This window comes from Pseudovibrio denitrificans JCM 12308 (assembly GCF_001310815.1).
Lineage (GTDB): Bacteria > Pseudomonadota > Alphaproteobacteria > Rhizobiales > Stappiaceae > Pseudovibrio > Pseudovibrio denitrificans.
In genome coordinates, this window is sequence record NZ_BAZK01000009.1 from 222,639 (window position 1) to 240,940 (window position 18,302).

14 protein-coding genes and 1 pseudogene are annotated in these 18,302 nt (G+C 52.5%); 11 read left to right on the forward strand and 4 right to left on the reverse strand.

Annotated elements, in window-relative coordinates:
* Nucleotides 1-2 precede the first annotated feature (2 nt).
* Both JCM12308_RS14390 and JCM12308_RS14395 read left to right on the forward strand, forming a co-directional pair.
* Nucleotides 3-1,325 carry a TRAP transporter large permease gene (locus tag JCM12308_RS14390; RefSeq protein WP_008551154.1) on the forward strand — a complete coding sequence of 441 codons (1,323 nt, stop codon included), beginning with the start codon at nt 3-5 and terminating at the stop codon, nt 1,323-1,325.
* Between the two features lie 98 nt (nt 1,326-1,423).
* Nucleotides 1,424-3,147: pseudogene (locus tag JCM12308_RS14395) on the forward strand (SMP-30/gluconolactonase/LRE family protein).
* A gap of 8 nt (nt 3,148-3,155) precedes the next feature.
* Here the strand turns inward: JCM12308_RS14395 and JCM12308_RS14400 are convergent.
* Nucleotides 3,156-3,794 carry a TetR/AcrR family transcriptional regulator gene (locus JCM12308_RS14400; RefSeq protein WP_054784215.1) on the reverse strand — a complete coding sequence of 213 codons (639 nt, stop codon included), beginning with the start codon at nt 3,792-3,794 and terminating at the stop codon, nt 3,156-3,158.
* 299 nt (nt 3,795-4,093) lie between these two features.
* Between JCM12308_RS14400 and JCM12308_RS14405 the strand changes: the two genes are divergently transcribed.
* The 6 genes from JCM12308_RS14405 (at nt 4,094) to JCM12308_RS14430 (ending at nt 11,462) form a co-directional block, all read left to right on the forward strand.
* Nucleotides 4,094-6,379: a TonB-dependent siderophore receptor gene (locus JCM12308_RS14405; protein WP_054784216.1), complete on the forward strand. Its 2,286-nt coding sequence runs from the start codon at nt 4,094-4,096 to the stop codon at nt 6,377-6,379.
* Between the two features lie 69 nt (nt 6,380-6,448).
* On the forward strand, nt 6,449-7,489 hold the full coding sequence (locus JCM12308_RS14410) for an iron-siderophore ABC transporter substrate-binding protein (RefSeq protein ID WP_054784217.1): 1,041 nt from the start codon (nt 6,449-6,451) through the stop codon (nt 7,487-7,489).
* Nucleotides 7,489-8,538 carry a FecCD family ABC transporter permease gene (locus tag JCM12308_RS14415; RefSeq protein ID WP_054784218.1) on the forward strand — a complete coding sequence of 350 codons (1,050 nt, stop codon included), beginning with the start codon at nt 7,489-7,491 and terminating at the stop codon, nt 8,536-8,538. The genes JCM12308_RS14410 and JCM12308_RS14415 overlap by 1 nt, the downstream gene beginning before the upstream one ends.
* Nucleotides 8,535-9,575 carry a FecCD family ABC transporter permease gene (locus JCM12308_RS14420; protein WP_054784219.1) on the forward strand — a complete coding sequence of 347 codons (1,041 nt, stop codon included), beginning with the start codon at nt 8,535-8,537 and terminating at the stop codon, nt 9,573-9,575. The genes JCM12308_RS14415 and JCM12308_RS14420 overlap by 4 nt, the downstream gene beginning before the upstream one ends.
* Complete coding sequence (locus tag JCM12308_RS14425; RefSeq protein ID WP_054784220.1) at nt 9,575-10,366, forward strand: ABC transporter ATP-binding protein; 792 nt, start codon at nt 9,575-9,577, stop codon at nt 10,364-10,366. The genes JCM12308_RS14420 and JCM12308_RS14425 overlap by 1 nt, the downstream gene beginning before the upstream one ends.
* Before the next feature lie 37 nt (nt 10,367-10,403).
* Entirely contained in the window at nt 10,404-11,462 is a 1,059-nt protein-coding gene (locus JCM12308_RS14430) for a siderophore-interacting protein (RefSeq protein ID WP_054784221.1), read from the forward strand.
* A gap of 6 nt (nt 11,463-11,468) precedes the next feature.
* Here the strand turns inward: JCM12308_RS14430 and JCM12308_RS30000 are convergent, their stop codons facing one another.
* Genes JCM12308_RS30000 through JCM12308_RS14440 form a run of 3 tightly spaced genes read right to left on the reverse strand, consistent with a single transcriptional unit; the run spans nt 11,469 to nt 13,559 of the window.
* Nucleotides 11,469-12,221: a nucleoside recognition domain-containing protein gene (locus JCM12308_RS30000; RefSeq protein WP_208978589.1), complete on the reverse strand. Its 753-nt coding sequence runs from the start codon at nt 12,219-12,221 to the stop codon at nt 11,469-11,471.
* Nucleotides 12,222-12,235: 14 nt separating this feature from the next.
* Nucleotides 12,236-13,291: a ferrous iron transporter B gene (locus JCM12308_RS30005; RefSeq protein ID WP_208978590.1), complete on the reverse strand. Its 1,056-nt coding sequence runs from the start codon at nt 13,289-13,291 to the stop codon at nt 12,236-12,238.
* Nucleotides 13,275-13,559, reverse strand: a complete 285-nt coding sequence (locus JCM12308_RS14440) for a FeoA family protein (RefSeq protein ID WP_208978591.1) — start codon at nt 13,557-13,559, stop codon at nt 13,275-13,277. Before JCM12308_RS14440 ends, JCM12308_RS30005 begins: the two co-directional genes overlap by 17 nt.
* A gap of 305 nt (nt 13,560-13,864) precedes the next feature.
* Between JCM12308_RS14440 and JCM12308_RS14445 the strand changes: the two genes are divergently transcribed.
* The 3 genes from JCM12308_RS14445 (at nt 13,865) to JCM12308_RS14455 (ending at nt 18,109) form a co-directional block, all read left to right on the forward strand.
* The gene (locus JCM12308_RS14445; RefSeq protein WP_054784223.1) at nt 13,865-15,193 is read left to right on the forward strand and encodes an MFS transporter; all 1,329 of its coding nucleotides are present in this window, start codon (nt 13,865-13,867) and stop codon (nt 15,191-15,193) included.
* A gap of 9 nt (nt 15,194-15,202) precedes the next feature.
* Nucleotides 15,203-17,404 carry a TonB-dependent receptor gene (locus JCM12308_RS14450; RefSeq protein ID WP_208609276.1) on the forward strand — a complete coding sequence of 734 codons (2,202 nt, stop codon included), beginning with the start codon at nt 15,203-15,205 and terminating at the stop codon, nt 17,402-17,404.
* 156 nt (nt 17,405-17,560) lie between these two features.
* Nucleotides 17,561-18,109: a thioredoxin family protein gene (locus JCM12308_RS14455; RefSeq protein ID WP_054784224.1), complete on the forward strand. Its 549-nt coding sequence runs from the start codon at nt 17,561-17,563 to the stop codon at nt 18,107-18,109.
* The last annotated feature ends 193 nt before the right edge of the window (nt 18,110-18,302 follow it).

Genomic DNA, 18,302 nt, shown 5'->3' on the forward strand with positions numbered 1-18,302 from the left:
TCATGGAAGCACTTCTTCTGCTCGGCCTCTTGTTTGGCCTAATCTTTCTGCGCATGCCAGTGCCGTTCGCCATGCTGGCAGCCTCCGTCATCTTCATCGTCATCCAGCAGGTCACCGGCGCTTCGCCTCTGTTCTCTGCCGTGGGTCTGAAGATCATCGCACAGCGCGTTACGCCCTCGCTGGAAAGCTTCCCACTGCTTGCAATCCCGCTCTTCGTCTTTGCGGGCAACCTGCTCAACGTCTCGGGCATTGCAGACAGGATCTTCGCCTTCGCCAAAACGCTGGTGGCCCATATTCACGGTGGTCTGGCACACGTAAACATTCTGGCATCCATCGTCTTTTCCGGTATGTCCGGCGTTGCGCAGGCAGATGCAGCTGGCCTTGGCACCATCGAAATCAAGGCCATGAAAGACGCCGGCTTTGAAAAGCCCTTCAGCGCCGCTGTCACTGCTGCGTCCTCCATCATCGGCCCGATCATCCCACCAAGTGTGATCATGGTGATCTACGCCGTGCTTTCTGGTGAATCCATCGCCCGTCTGTTCCTGGCTGGCATCGTGCCGGGCCTGTTCCTGGGTTTCGTGCTGATGGTGCTCATCTACTTTATGGCGGTCTCCGGCAAGGTGCACTCACCTGTTGCCCCGCGCGCCACCTTCCGCGAAGTGGTTGTTGCTGGCTGGCGTGCTTTACCAGGTCTTCTGGCTCCAATCCTGCTGGTGTCCGGCCTGCTGCTTGGTGTGGCAACACCAACCGAGTTGGGTGCAATCGTCACCGTTTACGCCATGGCGCTTGGAGCGCTCTCCCGTGAGATGTCCTTCAAGGATGTGCTGGATGCCATGCGGGCCACCACATTCACCATCGGCGCAATGGTGTTCATCATCGGCTGTGCAGCCCCAATCTCCTGGCTGATCTCCGTGCTCAACGTGCCGGAAACGCTGCAAACAGCTCTGCTGTCCATTTCGGACAACCCAATTGTGCTGTTGCTGATGATCAACCTGATGCTGCTGGTGGCCGGGCTCTTCATGGAAACCACCGCGATCTTGCTGATCGGTGTGCCAACCCTGCTGCCGCTCATTGAGCATATCGGCATGGACACCACCCAGTTCGGCGTGATGATGATCTTCAACTTGCTGATCGGTGCGGTCTCCCCACCATTCGGCGTAATCCTGTTCATCATGATGGACATTGCCAAGATCAGCTATGGCAAATTGGTCAAGGCCATGATGCCGTTCTATCTACCTATTGTGATTACACTAATTGTGATCACCTTCTTCCCGGCAATAACACTGACATTGCCAGATTTGGTTGCAGGTGTAAGCAGTCGTTGATAGGGAGAGTGACCGGCTCTGGGATGCAGAGTCGGTCGCTTGTTTGTAAGATAGTGGCAAACTTCGACAGAGTGCAGCAGGTTCGGGGATCGTGATTGATGATGCAGGGTGAAACAGTCAAAGAAGACCGTGATACCAAAGCCAAAGTGCCAACAGGCGCTGCAGCGCTGGCCAAAGGCCTGACCCTGCTTGATATCATCGCCGATGCGGATGAGCCGCATCGTTTCTCTGAGCTGCTCAAACTCTCTGGTCTGCCAAAACCCACCTTTGCCCGCATCCTGAAAACACTCATTGCCTTCGGTCTTGTTCGACAAGATGAGGCAAGGGTATCTACACCCTCGGCCCGCGCTTCATGGAGCTCTCCCACAAGGTTTGGGACACGTTCGACCTGTCTTCCGTGGCAGGCTCTGAGCTGCAGCGTCTTTCTGATGATCTTCAGGAAACCGTGACCCTGTGCCGTCTGGATGAAGACCGCGTGCTCTATCTGGAAGAGCGGTCCGGTCAGGGCCTCGCCGTGCGTGTGGATGTGGGCCAGAAAGTACCGGCCCATGCCACAGCTGCCGGCAAAGCGCTTCTGGCCTTTCAGGATCCGACCACTTTACGCAGATTGCTGCAGAACATGAGCCTGCAGGCCTTCACTGATCAAACGATCACCAGCAAGGAACAGCTGCAGGCGGACCTGACCCTGATCCGAGCCCGCGGCTATGCCATCTCGCTGGAAGAGCATTTTGCAGGGGTGAACTCGGTTGCAGTGGCGATCACCGGCAAGGATGGACAGCCTGTTGGCGCACTGGCCGTCCTCGGTCCGTCCTCGCGCATGACAGAAGGCCAGATCCACCCGATTGGCCGCGAACTGATGGCTGCTGCCCGCCGTATTACCGGTGTGGCTGGTGCCGTTGCCATCAGCTCCCAGCCAAGACCAAGAACAAACAGAGCGAACATGGCCAAGCCATTGGAATGCGTGCTGCCCTGGGGCGCACAACTGGGCGAGTCCCCGGTCTGGCACTGCGGCGAAAACAAGCTGTACTGGGTCGATATTCTTAAACCAAGCGTTTGCCGGTTTGATCCTGAAACCGGCTCCAATGACAGCTGTGATGTCGGTAAACTGGTCAGTGCTGTGATGCCAACCAACGATGGCCGCTTGCTGTTGGCCACGCAGGATGGCTTGGAATGGCTGGATTTTGCCAGCGCTCAGCTGACCCCCTTCATGCATCCGGAACGGGATGTGGCGGGCAATCGCCTCAACGATGCCAAGGTCGGCCCGGGCGGTGCTGTGTGGGTTGGTTCCATGCGGCTCGACGCAAGCCAGCCAACGGGTGGCCTCTACCGCGTCACCAATGACGGCAACTTCACCGTCAAGGAAACCGGCATCGCCGTTTCCAACGGCCTGGGCTGGAGCCCGGATTCCAGAGTGTTCTACTTCGTCGATACGGTCCTGGGCGTCATCTACGCCTACGATACAGAGCCGGGCATCGGCACTCTCACCAACAAGCGCATCTTTGCAACGATCCCTGAAAGCGAAGGCCGTCCGGATGGCCTGACAGTGGATGATCAGGGCGGCGTCTGGGTCGCCATCTGGGACGGCTGGCGCGTCAACCGCTACCTGCCGGATGGAACGTTAGATCGCGTGATCGATCTCCCTGTCCCACGCCCAACCAGCGTCACCTTCGGCGGAGAAAACCTCGACACCCTCTACATCACCAGCGCCCGCACCCGCCTCCCCGCCGCCACCCTAGCCGAAGCCCCCCTCTCCGGAGGCCTGTTTACGTGCAAACCGGGTGAAAAGGGGATAGCGAGTTCAGAGTTTGAGGTGAGGGGGTAGAGAGGCGTCTAATCCTCCAGTCTCTCCAGATCGAACACCAGATAGAGCAGGTTTTTGCACCAGTGCATGACGGTTTGGCGTTCTTTTGGGTCGGTGGTGAGGGCGATGATGTTGAGGCAGGAGACGCTGATGAGGTTTTGCAGGTAGGCGAGGCGCTGCGGGTTTTCTGGTAAAGAGCGACCGAACTTTTCCTGAATGCGGATGAAGCGGGAGAGGATCTGGTTGACGTGGGCTTCTTCCAGCTCTGACAGCTCTTTTGAGGAATTCATGGAGCGGCGCAGTTGCCAGTGGCCTGCAGAATTGGCGTCATAGCTGATTGCCATCTGCTCAAACATGTCATCGATGTAATCGCGGATTGGTTCGCTGCCATCATAGCGTGCATCTAACTCATCCAATCCATTCAGAGCATTCTCCAGCCAACGGCGGAACAGCTCGTAGAAAATCGATTGCTTATTGGGAAAAAAGTTATAGAGCGAGCCAACACTGATATCGGCTCGACGTGCTATTTCGTTGGTGTTGATCTTATCGACCTGACCTTCGCTCAGCATATCCAGAGTGGTTTGCAGGATCAGTTCAATCTTTTCACGAGAGCGCTGTTGTTTGGCCTTCTTTCGCAAAGCGAGGGATTGCTCGTTGAGGGATGGCATGGAAATGGCTGTCCTTTGTAAATCTCGCTTTACCGTGTTCTGCCCAACAAGATTTCCAGAGGCAAGCCCCTTGGAAAAGAATTAGCAGATATACTCACTGAATATCTTGACTTATAAAGTCATATTATCTATTGGAGTCAAAATCGAGTTATTGCTCAACTTTTTGATTTGAGAATCTGAAGTTATTGCAATCGCTGAAAATTTTGAAAAATCAAATGATTAAGCTCCAACCAATTTAAGCGTCAAGCCAGAAGCCAGACACCATTGGGGCGGTTATCAGTGGAATAGGTGTTTGAAACATGGGCATCCACTACAAGTCTGCGCTTCTGTCTGGCTCCTCCATCAGTCTGCTGCTGCTTACCGGAATTGCAGCTGCGCAAGAGGCCAGTTCTTCCAATCAGGATCTGGATGAAGTTGTTGTATATGGCTCGACTGTCGCCGAAGACGCATTAGCGCCAACACTCGGTTATGTTCCTACAGAAACAGCAAGCGCAGGCCGTATTGGTTTGCCAATTGAGGAAACGCCACGTTCTGTTTCAGTTGTATCCTCCCAGCAGATGGAAGATCAGGGCGCAGAGTCCATTGTAGATGCGATTTCCTATAGTGCGGGTGTTGTTCCAGCGATTTATGGCTTCGACCTGCGCTATGATAACTATGCGATCCGAGGTTTTGAAAGTGCAGTCGGAGGCCTCAACTATCGTGATGGCTTACCTCTTCGGATCTTCGCTTGGGGGGGCTGGAACATTGAGCCATTTGGAGTTGAGCGAGTTGAGGTATTACGAGGACCATCCTCTGATCTGTTTGGTGCCAACCAGCCAGGTGGACTGGTAAACACTGTTACGAAACGTCCTCAGGAGGAGTTCTCGGCAGTTTTGCAGGCAACTTATGGTAATAACAATCGTAAGCAACTAGCCGCAGATGTCACGGGTTCGCTTTCAGAAGATTCTCCAATTAGTTATCGCATTGTTGGCGTTGGACGTCTGTCTGATACGCAGGTTGACGATGTTCATGATGATCGTCTCTACATCGCCCCATCAGTTACTGCAAAACTTGGCGATAAAACCAAACTTACTCTGTTGGCCCAGTATCAAAAGGACTTCCAAGGCGAGAGCTGGCAAATACTACCTCAGCACGGAACGTTGCTGTCCAACAGCCAGGGAAGTTTTGATTACGATACATTTGCTGGTGATCCAGACCGCAATGGTTTGGAACGTGATCAGCATTATGTTGGCTACGAGCTTGACCACCAGTTCGATAATGGTCTTGAGCTGTATCAACGTGCACGCATAGCTTACAATAAGATCACTTATGATGGCGCATACAATGGTGGAGCAGTAGACTTTGATACTTTATTAGCCGGCGGCGCGCCTCAGGTATCAGGCGTCGATACTGCGATCCTTGTCAAAAATGAAGTTGAAGAAACAGGTTATCAGGGATCCATTGATACGGCCCTTAAATATGACGCAACTTTCGGGAGCGTAGAGACTCAGTTTATTGCTGGTCTGGATTATTACAAAGGGTACTCCGAAGCAGACTTGGGAAGTGGTTACGCCGGAGAAAAGAACCTATTTACTGGCGAAATTACTAATTTGCTTCCCACCCTGCCAGGGGTCAATCCTGCATTGCTGAAGGACTATACTGGTTTCTCAGATCAATCAGTTACACAGACCGGATTGTATGCTGCTGCCAACTCCAAGATCTTTGATAAGTTTAGGTTAGACCTGAATATCCGGCACGATTGGTTGGATCGAGATGTCAAAGGAGAACGACCTGAACCGGGCAGTTCACCTGCAAGAGAGCAAACATTTGATCGGGCACTTACCGGTCGCATTGGGGTTTCTTATGTAAGTGATTACGGTATCACGCCTTTTGCCAGTTTCGGAAACTCTTTTGATGCCCCTCCTGCTGGGATGACAAAAGAAGGGAAGGCCTTCAAGCCAACTCATGCAGAACAGTTTGAAATTGGAGTAAAGTACGCGCCTACAAACTTTGATGGCTTCTTCAGTGTCGCGGGTTTTCAGATCACAAAAGACAATGTCTTAACGAATGACCCAAACAACACCGGTCCTTTACCAGCGTCGATTCAAGCTGGTGAAGTTAGAGTGCGTGGTATCGAGTTTGAAGGTGCAATTGAATTGTACAGCGGCCTTTCTGCTCTCGGCAATTACACATATCTAGATACTGAAGTGACTAAGGATACGACTGCCTCGCTTGTTGGCAATCAACTTGAACGTATCCCTGAGCATGCTGGTTCTCTTTGGCTCAAGTATAACTTTGCAGAAGATACATGGCTTAAAGGCCTAAGCGTCGCAGCCGGTGCTCGCTATTTGGGTGAAAGATTTGGCGATAATGAAAATGCCATCAAGCTTGACGCGGTAACTCTGTTCGATGCTGCCTTAAGTTATGAGTATCGAAATCTGAAGCTCTCCTTTACAGGGCGTAACCTTGCCGACAAATCCTTTATAAGTCATTGCGGTAAAGCCTCGCTCGCTTCACTTGTGCCAGCTGCTTTGAATGTAGATTCACACAACTGCACCTACGGCAAGGGCCGAGAGCTACGGCTTCAGTTGACGAGTACTTTCTAGACTTTCCTAATCAGAAAATGAGTTGATGCCACGGGCTTTGCGGTCCGTGGCTGGTTTTGTGAGAGAGACATGCAAACCATCCACGCATGCATCAAACAGTTTGAACGGGTTTTGTTAAGCGGCGCACTGTGTCTGGCGATGTTTTTCGTGAGTGCTCAGCAGTCAGAAGCAGCTGATTTTCCCGTGGTGTTCGAGCACCAGTACGGGACAACGACAGTGACGTCGCAGCCCAAGCGGATCGTATCTGTCAGTTTCATCGGGCATGACTTTTTGCTGGCTCTGGGCGTGAAGCCTGTGGCGTTGCGGCGTTGGTATGGCAACTATCCCAATGGAGTTTGGCCGTGGGCACAGCCTGCTTTGGAGGATGCCAAACCAACGGTCATGTGGGGAGAGATCAATGTGGAGCAGATCGCTGCTTTGAAGCCTGATCTGATCCTGGGGCTATGGTCAGGTATGACGCGTGCTCAATACAAGATCCTCTCACAGATTGCACCGGTTCTTGTCCCAGAAGAGCATTATGGTGATTACGGCACACCCTGGCAGCAGATGACGCGTACGATCGCGAAAGCAATTGGGCGCGCTGAAAAAGGGGAGCAAGTGGTGCGGGATCTGGAAGCCCGCTTTGCTGCTATCAAACAGAACCATCCGGACTGGTTGGACAAATCCGCAGTGGTGGTCTGGCCGGGAGATATTGGCGCGTATCCATCGTCAGACCTTCGTGGACGGTTTTTAAGCGATCTTGGCTTTATCGTATCTGAAAAGGTCGAAGCGCTTGTCCGAAGTGATCTGTTTTATGTGCGTGTTTCACCGGAAGATCTGGATCCTATCGATACAGATGTTCTGATCTGGCTCGATTTTGGCTCGGGCGCGTCGCAGATCAATACGCTACGTCTTCGCCCGACCATGCGGGCTTATAGAGAAGGGCGTGAGGTCGTTGCGACACCGATGATTGCTGCCGCGCTTTCGCATTCCTCCCCACTCAGCCTGAACTTCGCTCTGGACCAGCTGGAACCGCTGATTGCAGCAGCTATCGATGGAGATCCGGCGACACCAGTGAGCACCTCTGTTGAGGCTGGTATCACACGAGCACAGCAAATGGAGGGGCAGTGATGTTTGTTGATGTTGCTCAGCGTGTGGGTGCTGCAGACAATCTCAGTGTTTCGGACAAGTCTCGTGGTGGCTGGTCACTCGCACTTGTGGTCCTTTTGGTCGTTCTCTCCGTGGTTTCGCTCGGTGCTGGTGTGCGGTCCATTCCGCTATCTGCCATCAGCGATGCTTTGTGGGCAACGGACCTTAGCAATCCGGACCACATTGTGATTATGGAAATGCGGGTGCCGCGCTTGATTGGCGCGTTGCTGATTGGAGCGTCTTTGGCCATGGCCGGCGCGATCATGCAGATCGTGACACGCAATCCGCTGGCGGATCCGGGATTGTTCGGCGTGAATGCTGGTGCATCCATGGCCGTGGTGCTATCCATTTGGGGCGCAGGCATTTCGGCTGCGGGTCTGTTCATCTGGCCTGCTATGGCCGGTGCCTTCGTGGTGAGCCTTGCCGTATATGCTCTTGCCAATCTGGGGCAGGGCGGTGCCAGCCCTTTGCGGATGGCTTTGGCAGGAGCTGCTGTCAGCTCGTTTCTTTTGGCACTTGTCCGTGGAGTTCTGCTGGTAAGTCAGCAAACGCTGGAAACTTACCGCTTCTGGGTGGTTGGCTCACTGCAGGGCGTGAAGCCCGAAGTGCTACTGCAGCTCTGGCCCTTCTTTGCTGCCGGCTTTGTTGCCTGTCTCATCCTCGGTCGTTGGCTGAATGCCCTTTCTCTTGGTGAAGATCTGGCGAAGTCACTTGGAACCAAAATGGGTATTGTCAAAGGCCTCAGCCTGTTTGCGGTAGTCTGTCTGTCAGGTGGTTCTGTTGCTTTGGCTGGTCCCGTCGCATTTGTTGGGCTCGTTGTACCCCATGTTGCCCGCCGGTTCAGTGGGGCAGACAGTGCCTGGCTGCTGCTGTTTTCCGCCTTACTGGGAGCTCTGTTTGTGCTGGCCGGCGATATTCTTGGCCGTGTTCTTCTTGAAGGCCGTGAGCTGCAAATCGGTGTTACTGTGGCATTGGTGGGCGGTCCGTTCTTTGTCTATCTCCTCAGAAAAACAAGGATGATGTCTCCATGAAGTTGCTTGGCCATCATCTCGTCGTTCCGCTTCCGGGCGGAGCGCTTCTTATGCGCAAACGTAGCGCTGCTGTCGGCTGCGTGTTGCTGGCATTCACATTGATCGCAATGTTCGCGGCCCATTGGCTCGGTGTTTATCCAATCGCTGCAGATCGGATCTTGCCGCTCATGTTCAGTGGTGAGAGCAACGTTGATCAGCTCATCCTGCTGGATGTGCGTATGCCGCGTATTCTTGTGGGCGTTTTTGTTGGCGGCCTCATGGGCATGTCCGGCGCGATTTTTCAGGCGCTGATGCGTAACCCGCTGGCCTCACCGGATGTGCTTGGGTTCAACGCTGGTGCCGCCTTTGGTGCACTGCTGACAATCTTCCTGTTTGGCTCCGCTGCCTATGTGTTTTGGGGAGCCGTTGTCGGAGGTGTGATGACAGCTGTGCTGGTTGTTGCCTTGTCCTGGCAACGCGGGCTTGATCTCTTCCGCCTGATCATGGTGGGCATTGGCATTGGCTTTACATTGCTGGCTTGTGCTGATTTCCTCATGTCGCAGCTGGATATTCAGCGCGCATCCGATATGGCCAAGTGGCTCGTTGGCAGCCTAGGGCAGATCCAGCGGGAGGATATCGCTCCGGTTGCGATTGCGTTTGTGGTGCTGGGTTCTCTGGGCATTGTGCTGCAATACTCATTGGACAGGCTCGCTTTTGATGAAGACCTGGCAACGGGCCTCGGTTTGAAGGTGAACAGCCTTCGCTTGCTGTTGGTCGCCGTTGCCGTGGTGATGACTGCCACCGCAGTGGCCGTTGCTGGGCCAATTCCATTTGTAGCGTTCGTTTCTGGACCAATTGCACGGCAACTGTCCAAAACACCATCTTCAGCACTCATCCTGGCAGCGGGTATTGGCATTCTGGTCACGCTGCTGTCGGACACAGCCGCCCGGACACTGGTTGCCTCATTCCAGATGCCAACCGGTGTGTTTACCGCGTTGATTGGTGCTCCTTATCTCATTTGGTTGCTTGCACGGCAGGCGAAACGGAATCTTATCTAATGCTTCAGACTCAAGAAAATGCACCGTTGGAAGCCAAAGATCTCGGGCTTTCGTTTGGCTCTCACGTTGTCCTGAAAGACTTCAATCTGGCAATCCCAAGGGGAAAGATCTCAGTTGTGATCGGCCCCAATGCTTGCGGAAAGTCCACGTTGCTCCGCTCGCTGGCACGGTTGGAAAAGCCAACGGCAGGCACTGTGTTGTTGGATGGAAAATCTATCCATAAGCAGCCTACACGAGGTGTAGCCAAGCGCCTTGGCATCCTGCCTCAGATGCCTGTTGCGCCAGAAGGGATCACGGTGGGGGATCTGGTCAGCCGTGGTCGTACGCCTCACCAGTCCGTATGGCGGCAATGGTCTCGTCAGGATGAAGTGGCGATCCAGAAAGCCATAGAGATGACTAAGATCACAGAACTGCGCGACAAGCCTTTCAACTCTCTTTCGGGAGGACAGCGCCAGCGTGTCTGGATTGCAATGGCGTTGGCGCAGGAAACTGATTTGCTGTTGCTGGATGAGCCGACCACCTTTTTGGATCTCGCTCATCAGATTGAGCTGCTGGAGCTTCTCAAGCAATGCAATGAAGAGCAGCAAATGACGATTGTCGCTGTCCTGCACGATATCAACCTTGCCGCACGGTATGCGCACAATCTAGTGGTCATGAAGGACGGTCGGATTGAAGCGCAGGGTAGCGCAGGCAAGACCATCACCAAAGACATCATGAAATCTACCTTCGGTCTGGAGTGTTATGTGATGCCAGATCCGGTGAAGGGTACGCCGCTGGTTGTTCCAGTTTGATGCCAAAACAATTTCAATAAGTTAGATGAGCACTTTGATGACAACCACTGCAGCAGAACTCCATAAAATTGAAAGCCTCATTCCCGGCATCGAGTTTGATAAAGCCATTGAGCTTTTTGGCACGGAAGCCAAGCTTCACAATCTGACGCTGGAGGAAATCACCGGCAAGCATTACCGCGTGAACTCTCCATTTGGGATGGTTGAGTTTGTAAAGGTGGATGCGCAGGCAAAGCTGATGATCTCCGCTCCATCTCAGGATGCACTGCATCTGGTGAAGGAGAGCATTGAGCATCTGATCGGGCACATCGACATCAATATTCCGCCTCAGATGGTTTGGTGTGGAGATTTCACTGCCGGTGTACACCCGCCAAATTTTTTGGAAGTTCGCGTTGTTCGCACAGCTGCGTTCAGCTCCAATTTCATCCGCGTGACTGTCTCAGCAAAGGGCATTGAGCGCTTTTTTGAAGGTGGTTTGCACTTCCGTCTGTTGTTTCCCAAGAACTCAAGCTTTGAGGCACGCTGGCCATACTGGAATGACAAAGGCCGCACAGTCTGGCCTGAAGGTGATTATGAGCTGATGCGTCCGGTTTATACGGTGCGCCAGTTCGACAAAGCAGTGCAGAGCATAGACTTTGATGTCTTCCTCCATGAAGGTGGCCCAACTGCAGATTGGGCAGCTCGAGTTATTGAGGGAGACACAGTGGGCTTGCTTGGCCCGGGTGGCGGCTGGATTCCAGAAGCAAATTATCTGCTGCTGGCAGGGGATGAAACGGCTATCCCGGCGATCTCCCGTATTCTTGAAAGCTCTCCGGAAGGCACAAAATGTGCTGTAGTGATCAGCGTTTCCAAAAAGGGAATGGAAACGCCTATCCCGCTGCAAGACGGCATGAGCCTTGAGTGGGTTTATCGTGATGCTGTTGGGCATGACGGTTTGTTTGAGGCTGCAAAGCAGATCGAAATTCCCAATGTACAAGAGGCGTTCTGCTGGTTTGCAGCTGAAAAGAAAACGGCCAAGAAAGCTCGCAAACACTTCCGCAATGAAGTCGGCTTCAAGGCGGACAACTGCTACATTGCAGGGTTCTGGGAAGAGGAGTAATTCCTTTTAAAACCCAAGCAGTTTCGCGCCTTGATAGAAGATGAAAGACACCGCCCAGGCATAGGTGAGTGACAGGATCAGGGAAAAGCTTGTGAAGCGCCAGCTTTTCCCTTCTGCATGAACTGTAGCGATGGTTGTCAGGCAAGGCGTGTAAAGCAGGCAGAATAGGCAAAAACTATAGGCTTCCAGCGGTGTGACGCTCATTGTAATGGCTTGAGAAACACCGCTGGTAGAAAGAGCGTAGATGGTGGAAAGTGACCCGATCACGATCTCCTTGGCGATGAATCCGAAGATCAGAGCCAGGGTGAGATAAGGGTTGATGCCAATGGGCTCCATAATCGGCTGAAGCAGAACCCCAAGCTGACCGCCGTAGGTGTTTAGCCCTTCCGCACCAACAGGAAGGTTCGTCAGCAACCACACAAGAATGCAGCCGATGATAATGAAGCGCGATGCTCTTCTGATAAACTCGCGCACCTCACCCCAACCGCGTAAAAGCACCTGTTTCACTGTCGGAATTCGGTAAGGCGGTATCTCCAACAGAAACGGTTCCTTGCTTTTGAATTGGCGTGAAAAACTGAAGATCGCGGCAGTCGAAAAGGCGGCAAGAAAGCTGATCACATAAAAGGAAAATAGAACGAGTGCACCCTTGGAGCTGGGGAAGGTGGCACTGATGATGAAGACGAATACTGCAAGCCGAGCTGAGCACAGTGAAAACGGGATAACGAGCATAGCCAGCAACCGCAGTGAGCGCGTCCGCATCACGCGTGTCCCCATCAAGCAGGAACATTGCAGCCGAACCCCATCATCTGCATAACGAAAGCCCTGCCATCCAGTCCGACACGCCGCATCAAAGCATCCATCAAAAAAGCAGCCCGGGCCAGATAACCGCTGTCTTCCACGGCTGCCATGCAGAAGAAGAACAGCACGAGCAAGGGGACAAAAGAGGCGACTGTAGACAGACCAAGCCATATGCCGTTGATCAGAAAGCTATTGAGCCAGGCAGGCGCCCATGCTAGCCCCGGCTCCAACAACGTTGCCTGTACCCAATCTGCACCGCTGCTCACAAGATCTTGCGAGGGCAAGCCGATCTCCCAGATAACCGAGAATATGACCAGCATGCTGAGGAAGAACATAGGCAAACCAAGCAGAGGATGCAGGAACAGCTGATCCAGCTTCTCCGTCAGTGTCTTCGGCCATATTTTGGGAAGAGTGACACATCCTTTCAGCGCATCATCAAGCGTTTGCTCGGTCATCAGTGTTTTGAAAAGAGAGTCATAATCAGCCAGAACCGGCTTGCTCGCAAACTCAGAACTGAGGCTTTCAGACACCTGCTTCATGGCGCCTTCAAAGCCAGTGCCATACTTGGCGCTGATAAGGGCCACTGGCATCTTGAGAGAGTCCTGAAGCTTCTCCAGGTCAAATGTGATGCCAAGCTTGTGCGCCTCATCGCACATGTTGAGCATAACAACGGCAGGCAGGCCCAAAGCTTTAACCTGCAACGGCATCAGGATTTGACGCTCAATCTGCGCAGCATTGATGACGATGATCACCAGATCGACGGGAAATTTGGTCAGGAAGCGGTTCACCACCGCTTCGTCTTCAGACCCACCCTCCAGATTATAAATCCCTGGCAAATCAACATATTCCACTTTTCGGCCGTCCAAAGGAACACGTGCGCGCATTACGTTCACGGTGATGCCCGGCCAGTTGCCGACCGATGCCCGTGCATTGGTGATGCGGTTGAACAGCATGGATTTGCCCGTGTTGGGCTGCCCGATAAGTGCAATCCGAGGTGTGCTTTGGGCTCCTGTCTCAGGCCGGGGATTCATCGCCTTTGATCTCCTCCACAACAACGCACCGCGCTTCAGAACGGCGGATGGCCACCTGTGTCGCCTGATTGACCCGCAGCAACATGGGGCCACCCAACCAGGCCAGTCGAATAACACTCACCTCTTTGCCGATATTGATGCCGAGAGCATTCAGGCGAACCACCAATGCGCGGCCATCAGCTGTCTCTTCACTCTCGATTGCGCGCACAACAGCTCGTTCACCCTTGAGAAGTTGATCGAGACTGCGTGTTTGGGATGCGTTGCTCATGATCTGCTTGTGAGGTGTTGAAATGAAGTTGAGGTTTAAACTCATGAATACACAAGCCGATCCCGGAAATGTGGTTATGGGTTTCTTGCCTGACCTGATCCAACTTGAAGCAATGTTCTCAAGGACTGCCTAACCTAGGGATATGCCCTAAAGGCAAGCCTGATATCTGTTTAAACCCTAGGATCTACCTGCGATTAAGTTGCATGTGCAGATTGATAATATGAGTGTAATGAACTAGTTAAAAATCATTAATTGGTTAGCCAGAGCGACTCGTTCGAGCCAGGCCGTCGAGCGCTAGGTAGAAAATGGCTAACGACAGCGACACCCTTATTGCAGGGCAGGGGCGTACATCTTTCCAATTTGAGCAAGGCGAACGCACCGCACGTTCAGTTATCGTTGTTCTTGCGGGGCTTTATGTAGCGCAGGCCATTCCGGTCTATCTGGTTGCCGCGGCCATGCCGGCCATCTTCAGAGCTCAGGGCATCAGTCTGGTTAGCATTGGTTCCATGGCACTTTTGATGCTGCCATGGGTCATCAAGTTCCTCTGGGCGCCATTGGTGGACAGATACTACGTTGCAGCTTTGGGAAAACGCCGCAGCTGGATTATCCCAATGCAGCTCGTCTCTGTCGGCATCATCACCTATCTCTCCACGCTCAACGTTGCAGAGCACTTGCACATCCTGTTCCCGCTGCTGATGGTTCTGGCGCTGTCCTCCTCCACGCAGGACATCGCGACAGACGGCTTTGCAGTGGAGCATCTGGCGCCGAAGGACCAGCCACTGGGCAATGCAGTTCAAGGTGGCAGTGTCGCCGCCGGCGTCTTGATCGGCGGCTCTCTTTCTCTATTCCTGCATGATCTATGGGGTTGGAGTGCTGCACTCAAGACAGCTGCCGCTCTCTCCTTCCTGACTTTGTTGCCGCTGCTCTTCTTCAGGGAAAACCCACGCAAAGACAAAACAGCGGAAGGTGAGGGCAAGTCACGACCGTCCATCATCAGGTTCGTAAAACGCCACAGCACCTTGATGTTGCTGTTCTTCGCCTTGCTGTTCCGCCTGCCAGAAGGTCTGGTGAAAGGCGTCGAGCAAGCGTTCCTCGTCGATTTCGGTTTCACACTCTCTCAAATCGGCATGGTCAGCGGTGGAGCCGCAGCCTGTGTCGGCCTGGGTGGTTCAGCCATCGCGGTGGTGTTGATCAAACGTGCAGGACTGATGCAGTTCCTATGGCTCATCGGCGGCCTACGTACCTTGTGTTTCCTCGGCTACGCAACAGTTGCATTGCTGGATTACCGAGGTGTTGCTGTGCTGGTTGGCCTGTCAGCGGCCAACACCTTCATTCGTTACATGGAAATCGTCGGCCTCTACAGCGCCTTCATGCGGGGCAGCTCACTCAAACAAGCCGGAACGGACTTCACCATCCTCAGCTGCGCAAACCTGCTGGTTTACATGTTGGGCAGTGTTGCCGCGGGCATGATCGCTCAGCATTCCGGCTACGGCATTCTCTTCTCGCTCGCCACCGTCTGCTCTGTCGCAGGCATTCTGGCCAGCATGCACTTCTTCAAAAAAGCATCCATCGGCAAGGGGCAACAAACTGCCGAAGGTGCTGAACTCTCAACCACATCTACCGTAAATACTTAGGGGGCAAAAATGAAAAGCGTCGCAATGGGGAACAAAGGTTCCCTCGCGCGGTTGCTGCTATGCACCGTCGCGCCTTTAGCAATGTTTCAAACAGCATCCACCGCAACCGCACAAGAGGCCATCGAAGACGACACCGACCTCACCGTCGTCGTAACCGCCAGCCGCACCGAGGAGTCCATTTCTTCTATTCCAGGTACTGTGCAGGTGATTGGTCAGGATGAAATTAAAGGTGCTGTCGATGCATCTGGCGATATCACATCTGCATTGGCACGCCTCGTTCCAGGCTTTTCGCTTGATAACGAAACTCTTTCTGGCGGTGGCCAGAACTTTCGTGGTCGCTCTGTTCAGATTCTCGTAAATGGGGCCCCGCGCACAACTGCGTTGCGCAAACTGAGCCGTGCACTCAGCCTGATTGATCCAAACAGCATCGAACGGATTGAAGTCATCAACGGGGCAAGCGCTGTCTATGGTGACGGGGCCACCGGTGGTGTCATTAACATCATCACGAAGACCGCTGAAGAAGAAGGTTGGTCAGGCGAAGTTAGCACTACAATTTCTGCATCTGAACGAGATGTGAAAGACAGTCTGAATGTCCTGACAAGCGTTAATGCTGGCTTCCGGCAAGAGAATACTCATGCTCATGTCAGTGGTCAGTTTAAAAATACCGGTGACATGTTTGACGGTTCCGGAACTCAGATCTCTGAGGATCCGATTACTGGACAGGGCGGAGGCTCAGGTATTGAGCAGTACAACCTTTCCGGTCAGCTGGGATACGAGGGTGACGCATTTGATGTCACTATCTACGCAAATCTCGTTAAGATGGAACAGGAGATCAAGTACCAGACAGACTACACAACGGATCCTGTCTCTATCGATCCAAGTAAACCGTATCTGGGTCTTCCACCGCTTGAAGACAGTAAGAACATCAACGCGACATTCAATTTCTATGAAGTTGGTGGGCTCTTTGATGCAAAGATTGAGCTGTATTACAACGATGCCGAAAAGCGAGCAGCATTTGTACCCTTAAGTGCTGCAAATCCAGTCGCTTATTTGCCAGATGTAAATGAGTCTCAAACCGTGCTGTTTGCGAAGCAAGCGGGTGTGAGAACTACCTTCGATGCAGAGCTCAACTCTATCTATGAGGGTTTGGCGCTGACTTGGGGGAGCGACTACAGCTACAATGATATCAGCCAAACTATTCCCGATGGGCGTGATATCATCTCACCAATGAAGCAGCATGGCTTTGCACAATTCGCTCAGGTCAAAGCACCGATCGGAGAAATGTTTGAAGTGCGCGGCGGAGTTCGTCATGAGCGTTTCTTCTTACGCATGGACAGCTTTGTTCGCCCGAATGCTTTGGTTCCGAACCCATTCTATACGAACCCAGGTGATCCACTTACCGCGACAATTGGTGAACACACGTTTACTGCTGCGGATAAAGACTATAGCGCTACAGTGTTTAATTTGGGCGGCGTTGCTCACCTAAATGATAAGCTTGATGTATTTGCAGGTTTTTCTCAGGGCTTCTCAGTCCCGGATGTCGGCTCATTTACAAGACGCGCTATGCCGCTAAATCCATTTGTTGATGGTGTTGTAGATGTTTCTGATGTGGCACCTGAAGCGGTGATCGTGAACAACTTCGAGCTGGGTGCACGTTACAACACGCAAGCATTATCCCTCTCCGTATCTGCTTTTTACTCCACTTCAGATAAGGGGGTAAATTTTGACGATGCGACGCAGACAGTTTTGCAGGCTGAGGAGCGCATTTGGGGGGCAGAGCTTAACATCCGCGGGCAACTGAATGAAGCTTGGGGTGCAGGAGCTGTGCTCGCCTATAAAGAAGGTGTTTGGGATGAGAATAAAGATGGCGATCTTGATGAGGATCTGCCGAACAATCGCATCGGCTCGCCATTCAAAGCCACGGTGTTCTCAGACTACAGCTTCGGTAATGGCTTTAGCCTTCAAGGTGAAGCTGTGTTTGGTTCAGGTCGCAGTGGCAAAGAAGGTGCTAAAGGAGATCTGAAAAAACTCAAGCCAACCTTCACAATGAATGCGAGTGCTAGTTACAACTCCGACTACGGTGACTTCCGCTTTGGTGCCACAAACATCTTCGACACCAAACAACAAAACACCACCGCCACAGCGCTACGCGACCGCGAAGTCCCAGCCGAAGGCCGCCGCTTCTTCTTGCAGTACACGAAGACGTTCTGATCTTAATAATTTAAGAGACAGAGCGATCCTCTGCCTCTTTGCTGAAAATCACACTAGCTAATGAGTTTAGGCGTAACTTTTGATTGTCGTGATGTAGACAAGGTGCCTGTACATATGTGAACGTCAAATAAGAAGAACACTTAAGAGGACCGTACCGTGCTGCTGAATACGCCGATTTGTGAATTTGGTTGGAAAGCTCCCGATTTCACGCTTAAAGATGCTGATGGGCAGGGTTTTACGATGTCGGAGCACATAGGTGAGAATGGTCTGCTGATTGCATTTATCTGTAATCATTGTCCGTATGTTCAGGCGATTGGTGACCGACTGGCGGCAGACACCAAACTTTTGATGTCAGAAGGCTTTGGCGTGTTAGCGGTCATGTCTAATGACTACAAATCTGTCCCAGCAGATTCTCCTCCTAAAATGAAAGAGTTCGCGGAGCTCTATGGATTTGAGTTTCCATATCTGATCGATGAAGACCAATCTGTCGGCAAGACCTATGGCGCCGTATGTACGCCAGATTTTTTTGGCTTGAACAACAAAGGCGAACTCCAGTATCGCGGTCGGCTGGATGATGCAGGGTTTAATGACCCCACAGGACGAACACCCGAGTTGCTCAACGCAATGCACTTGATTGCTGAAACTGGCTCCGGACCTAAAAAACAAGTGCCGAGCATGGGATGTTCAATAAAGTGGACAAGTTAGTTCCATAATGTTGATTTTGCGTTTTATGGCCAGAAATTGCATTCAGCTACACAGCTTGCTTAACTCTTCCCCTACCTAAAAAGTCAAAGACCTCCACCATAGGTGGAGGTTTGAAACGCTTCGCTTGAACCACTAGAAGTGGTTTTGTGAACGCTCAATAACTAAGTTTAAACAGGTCGTTCAAGTCTGACTT

Bases quoted from the DNA above. Each gene is read 5' to 3' on its own strand.
- JCM12308_RS14430 (WP_054784221.1), top strand. From the start codon at position 10,404: ATGACAACCACTGCAGCAGAACTCCATAAAATTGAAAGCCTCATTCCC.
- JCM12308_RS14440 (WP_208978591.1), bottom strand. From the start codon at position 13,559: ATGAGCAACGCATCCCAAACACGCAGTCTCGATCAACTTCTCAAGGGT.
- JCM12308_RS14400 (WP_054784215.1), bottom strand. From the start codon at position 3,794: ATGCCATCCCTCAACGAGCAATCCCTCGCTTTGCGAAAGAAGGCCAAA.
- JCM12308_RS14410 (WP_054784217.1), top strand. From the start codon at position 6,449: ATGCAAACCATCCACGCATGCATCAAACAGTTTGAACGGGTTTTGTTA.
- JCM12308_RS14420 (WP_054784219.1), top strand. From the start codon at position 8,535: ATGAAGTTGCTTGGCCATCATCTCGTCGTTCCGCTTCCGGGCGGAGCG.
- JCM12308_RS14450 (WP_208609276.1), top strand. From the start codon at position 15,203: ATGAAAAGCGTCGCAATGGGGAACAAAGGTTCCCTCGCGCGGTTGCTG.
- JCM12308_RS14425 (WP_054784220.1), top strand. From the start codon at position 9,575: ATGCTTCAGACTCAAGAAAATGCACCGTTGGAAGCCAAAGATCTCGGG.
- JCM12308_RS14405 (WP_054784216.1), top strand. From the start codon at position 4,094: ATGGGCATCCACTACAAGTCTGCGCTTCTGTCTGGCTCCTCCATCAGT.
- JCM12308_RS14390 (WP_008551154.1), top strand. From the start codon at position 3: ATGGAAGCACTTCTTCTGCTCGGCCTCTTGTTTGGCCTAATCTTTCTG.
- JCM12308_RS14445 (WP_054784223.1), top strand. From the start codon at position 13,865: ATGGCTAACGACAGCGACACCCTTATTGCAGGGCAGGGGCGTACATCT.
- JCM12308_RS30005 (WP_208978590.1), bottom strand. From the start codon at position 13,291: ATGAATCCCCGGCCTGAGACAGGAGCCCAAAGCACACCTCGGATTGCA.
- JCM12308_RS30000 (WP_208978589.1), bottom strand. From the start codon at position 12,221: ATGCGGACGCGCTCACTGCGGTTGCTGGCTATGCTCGTTATCCCGTTT.
- JCM12308_RS14415 (WP_054784218.1), top strand. From the start codon at position 7,489: ATGTTTGTTGATGTTGCTCAGCGTGTGGGTGCTGCAGACAATCTCAGT.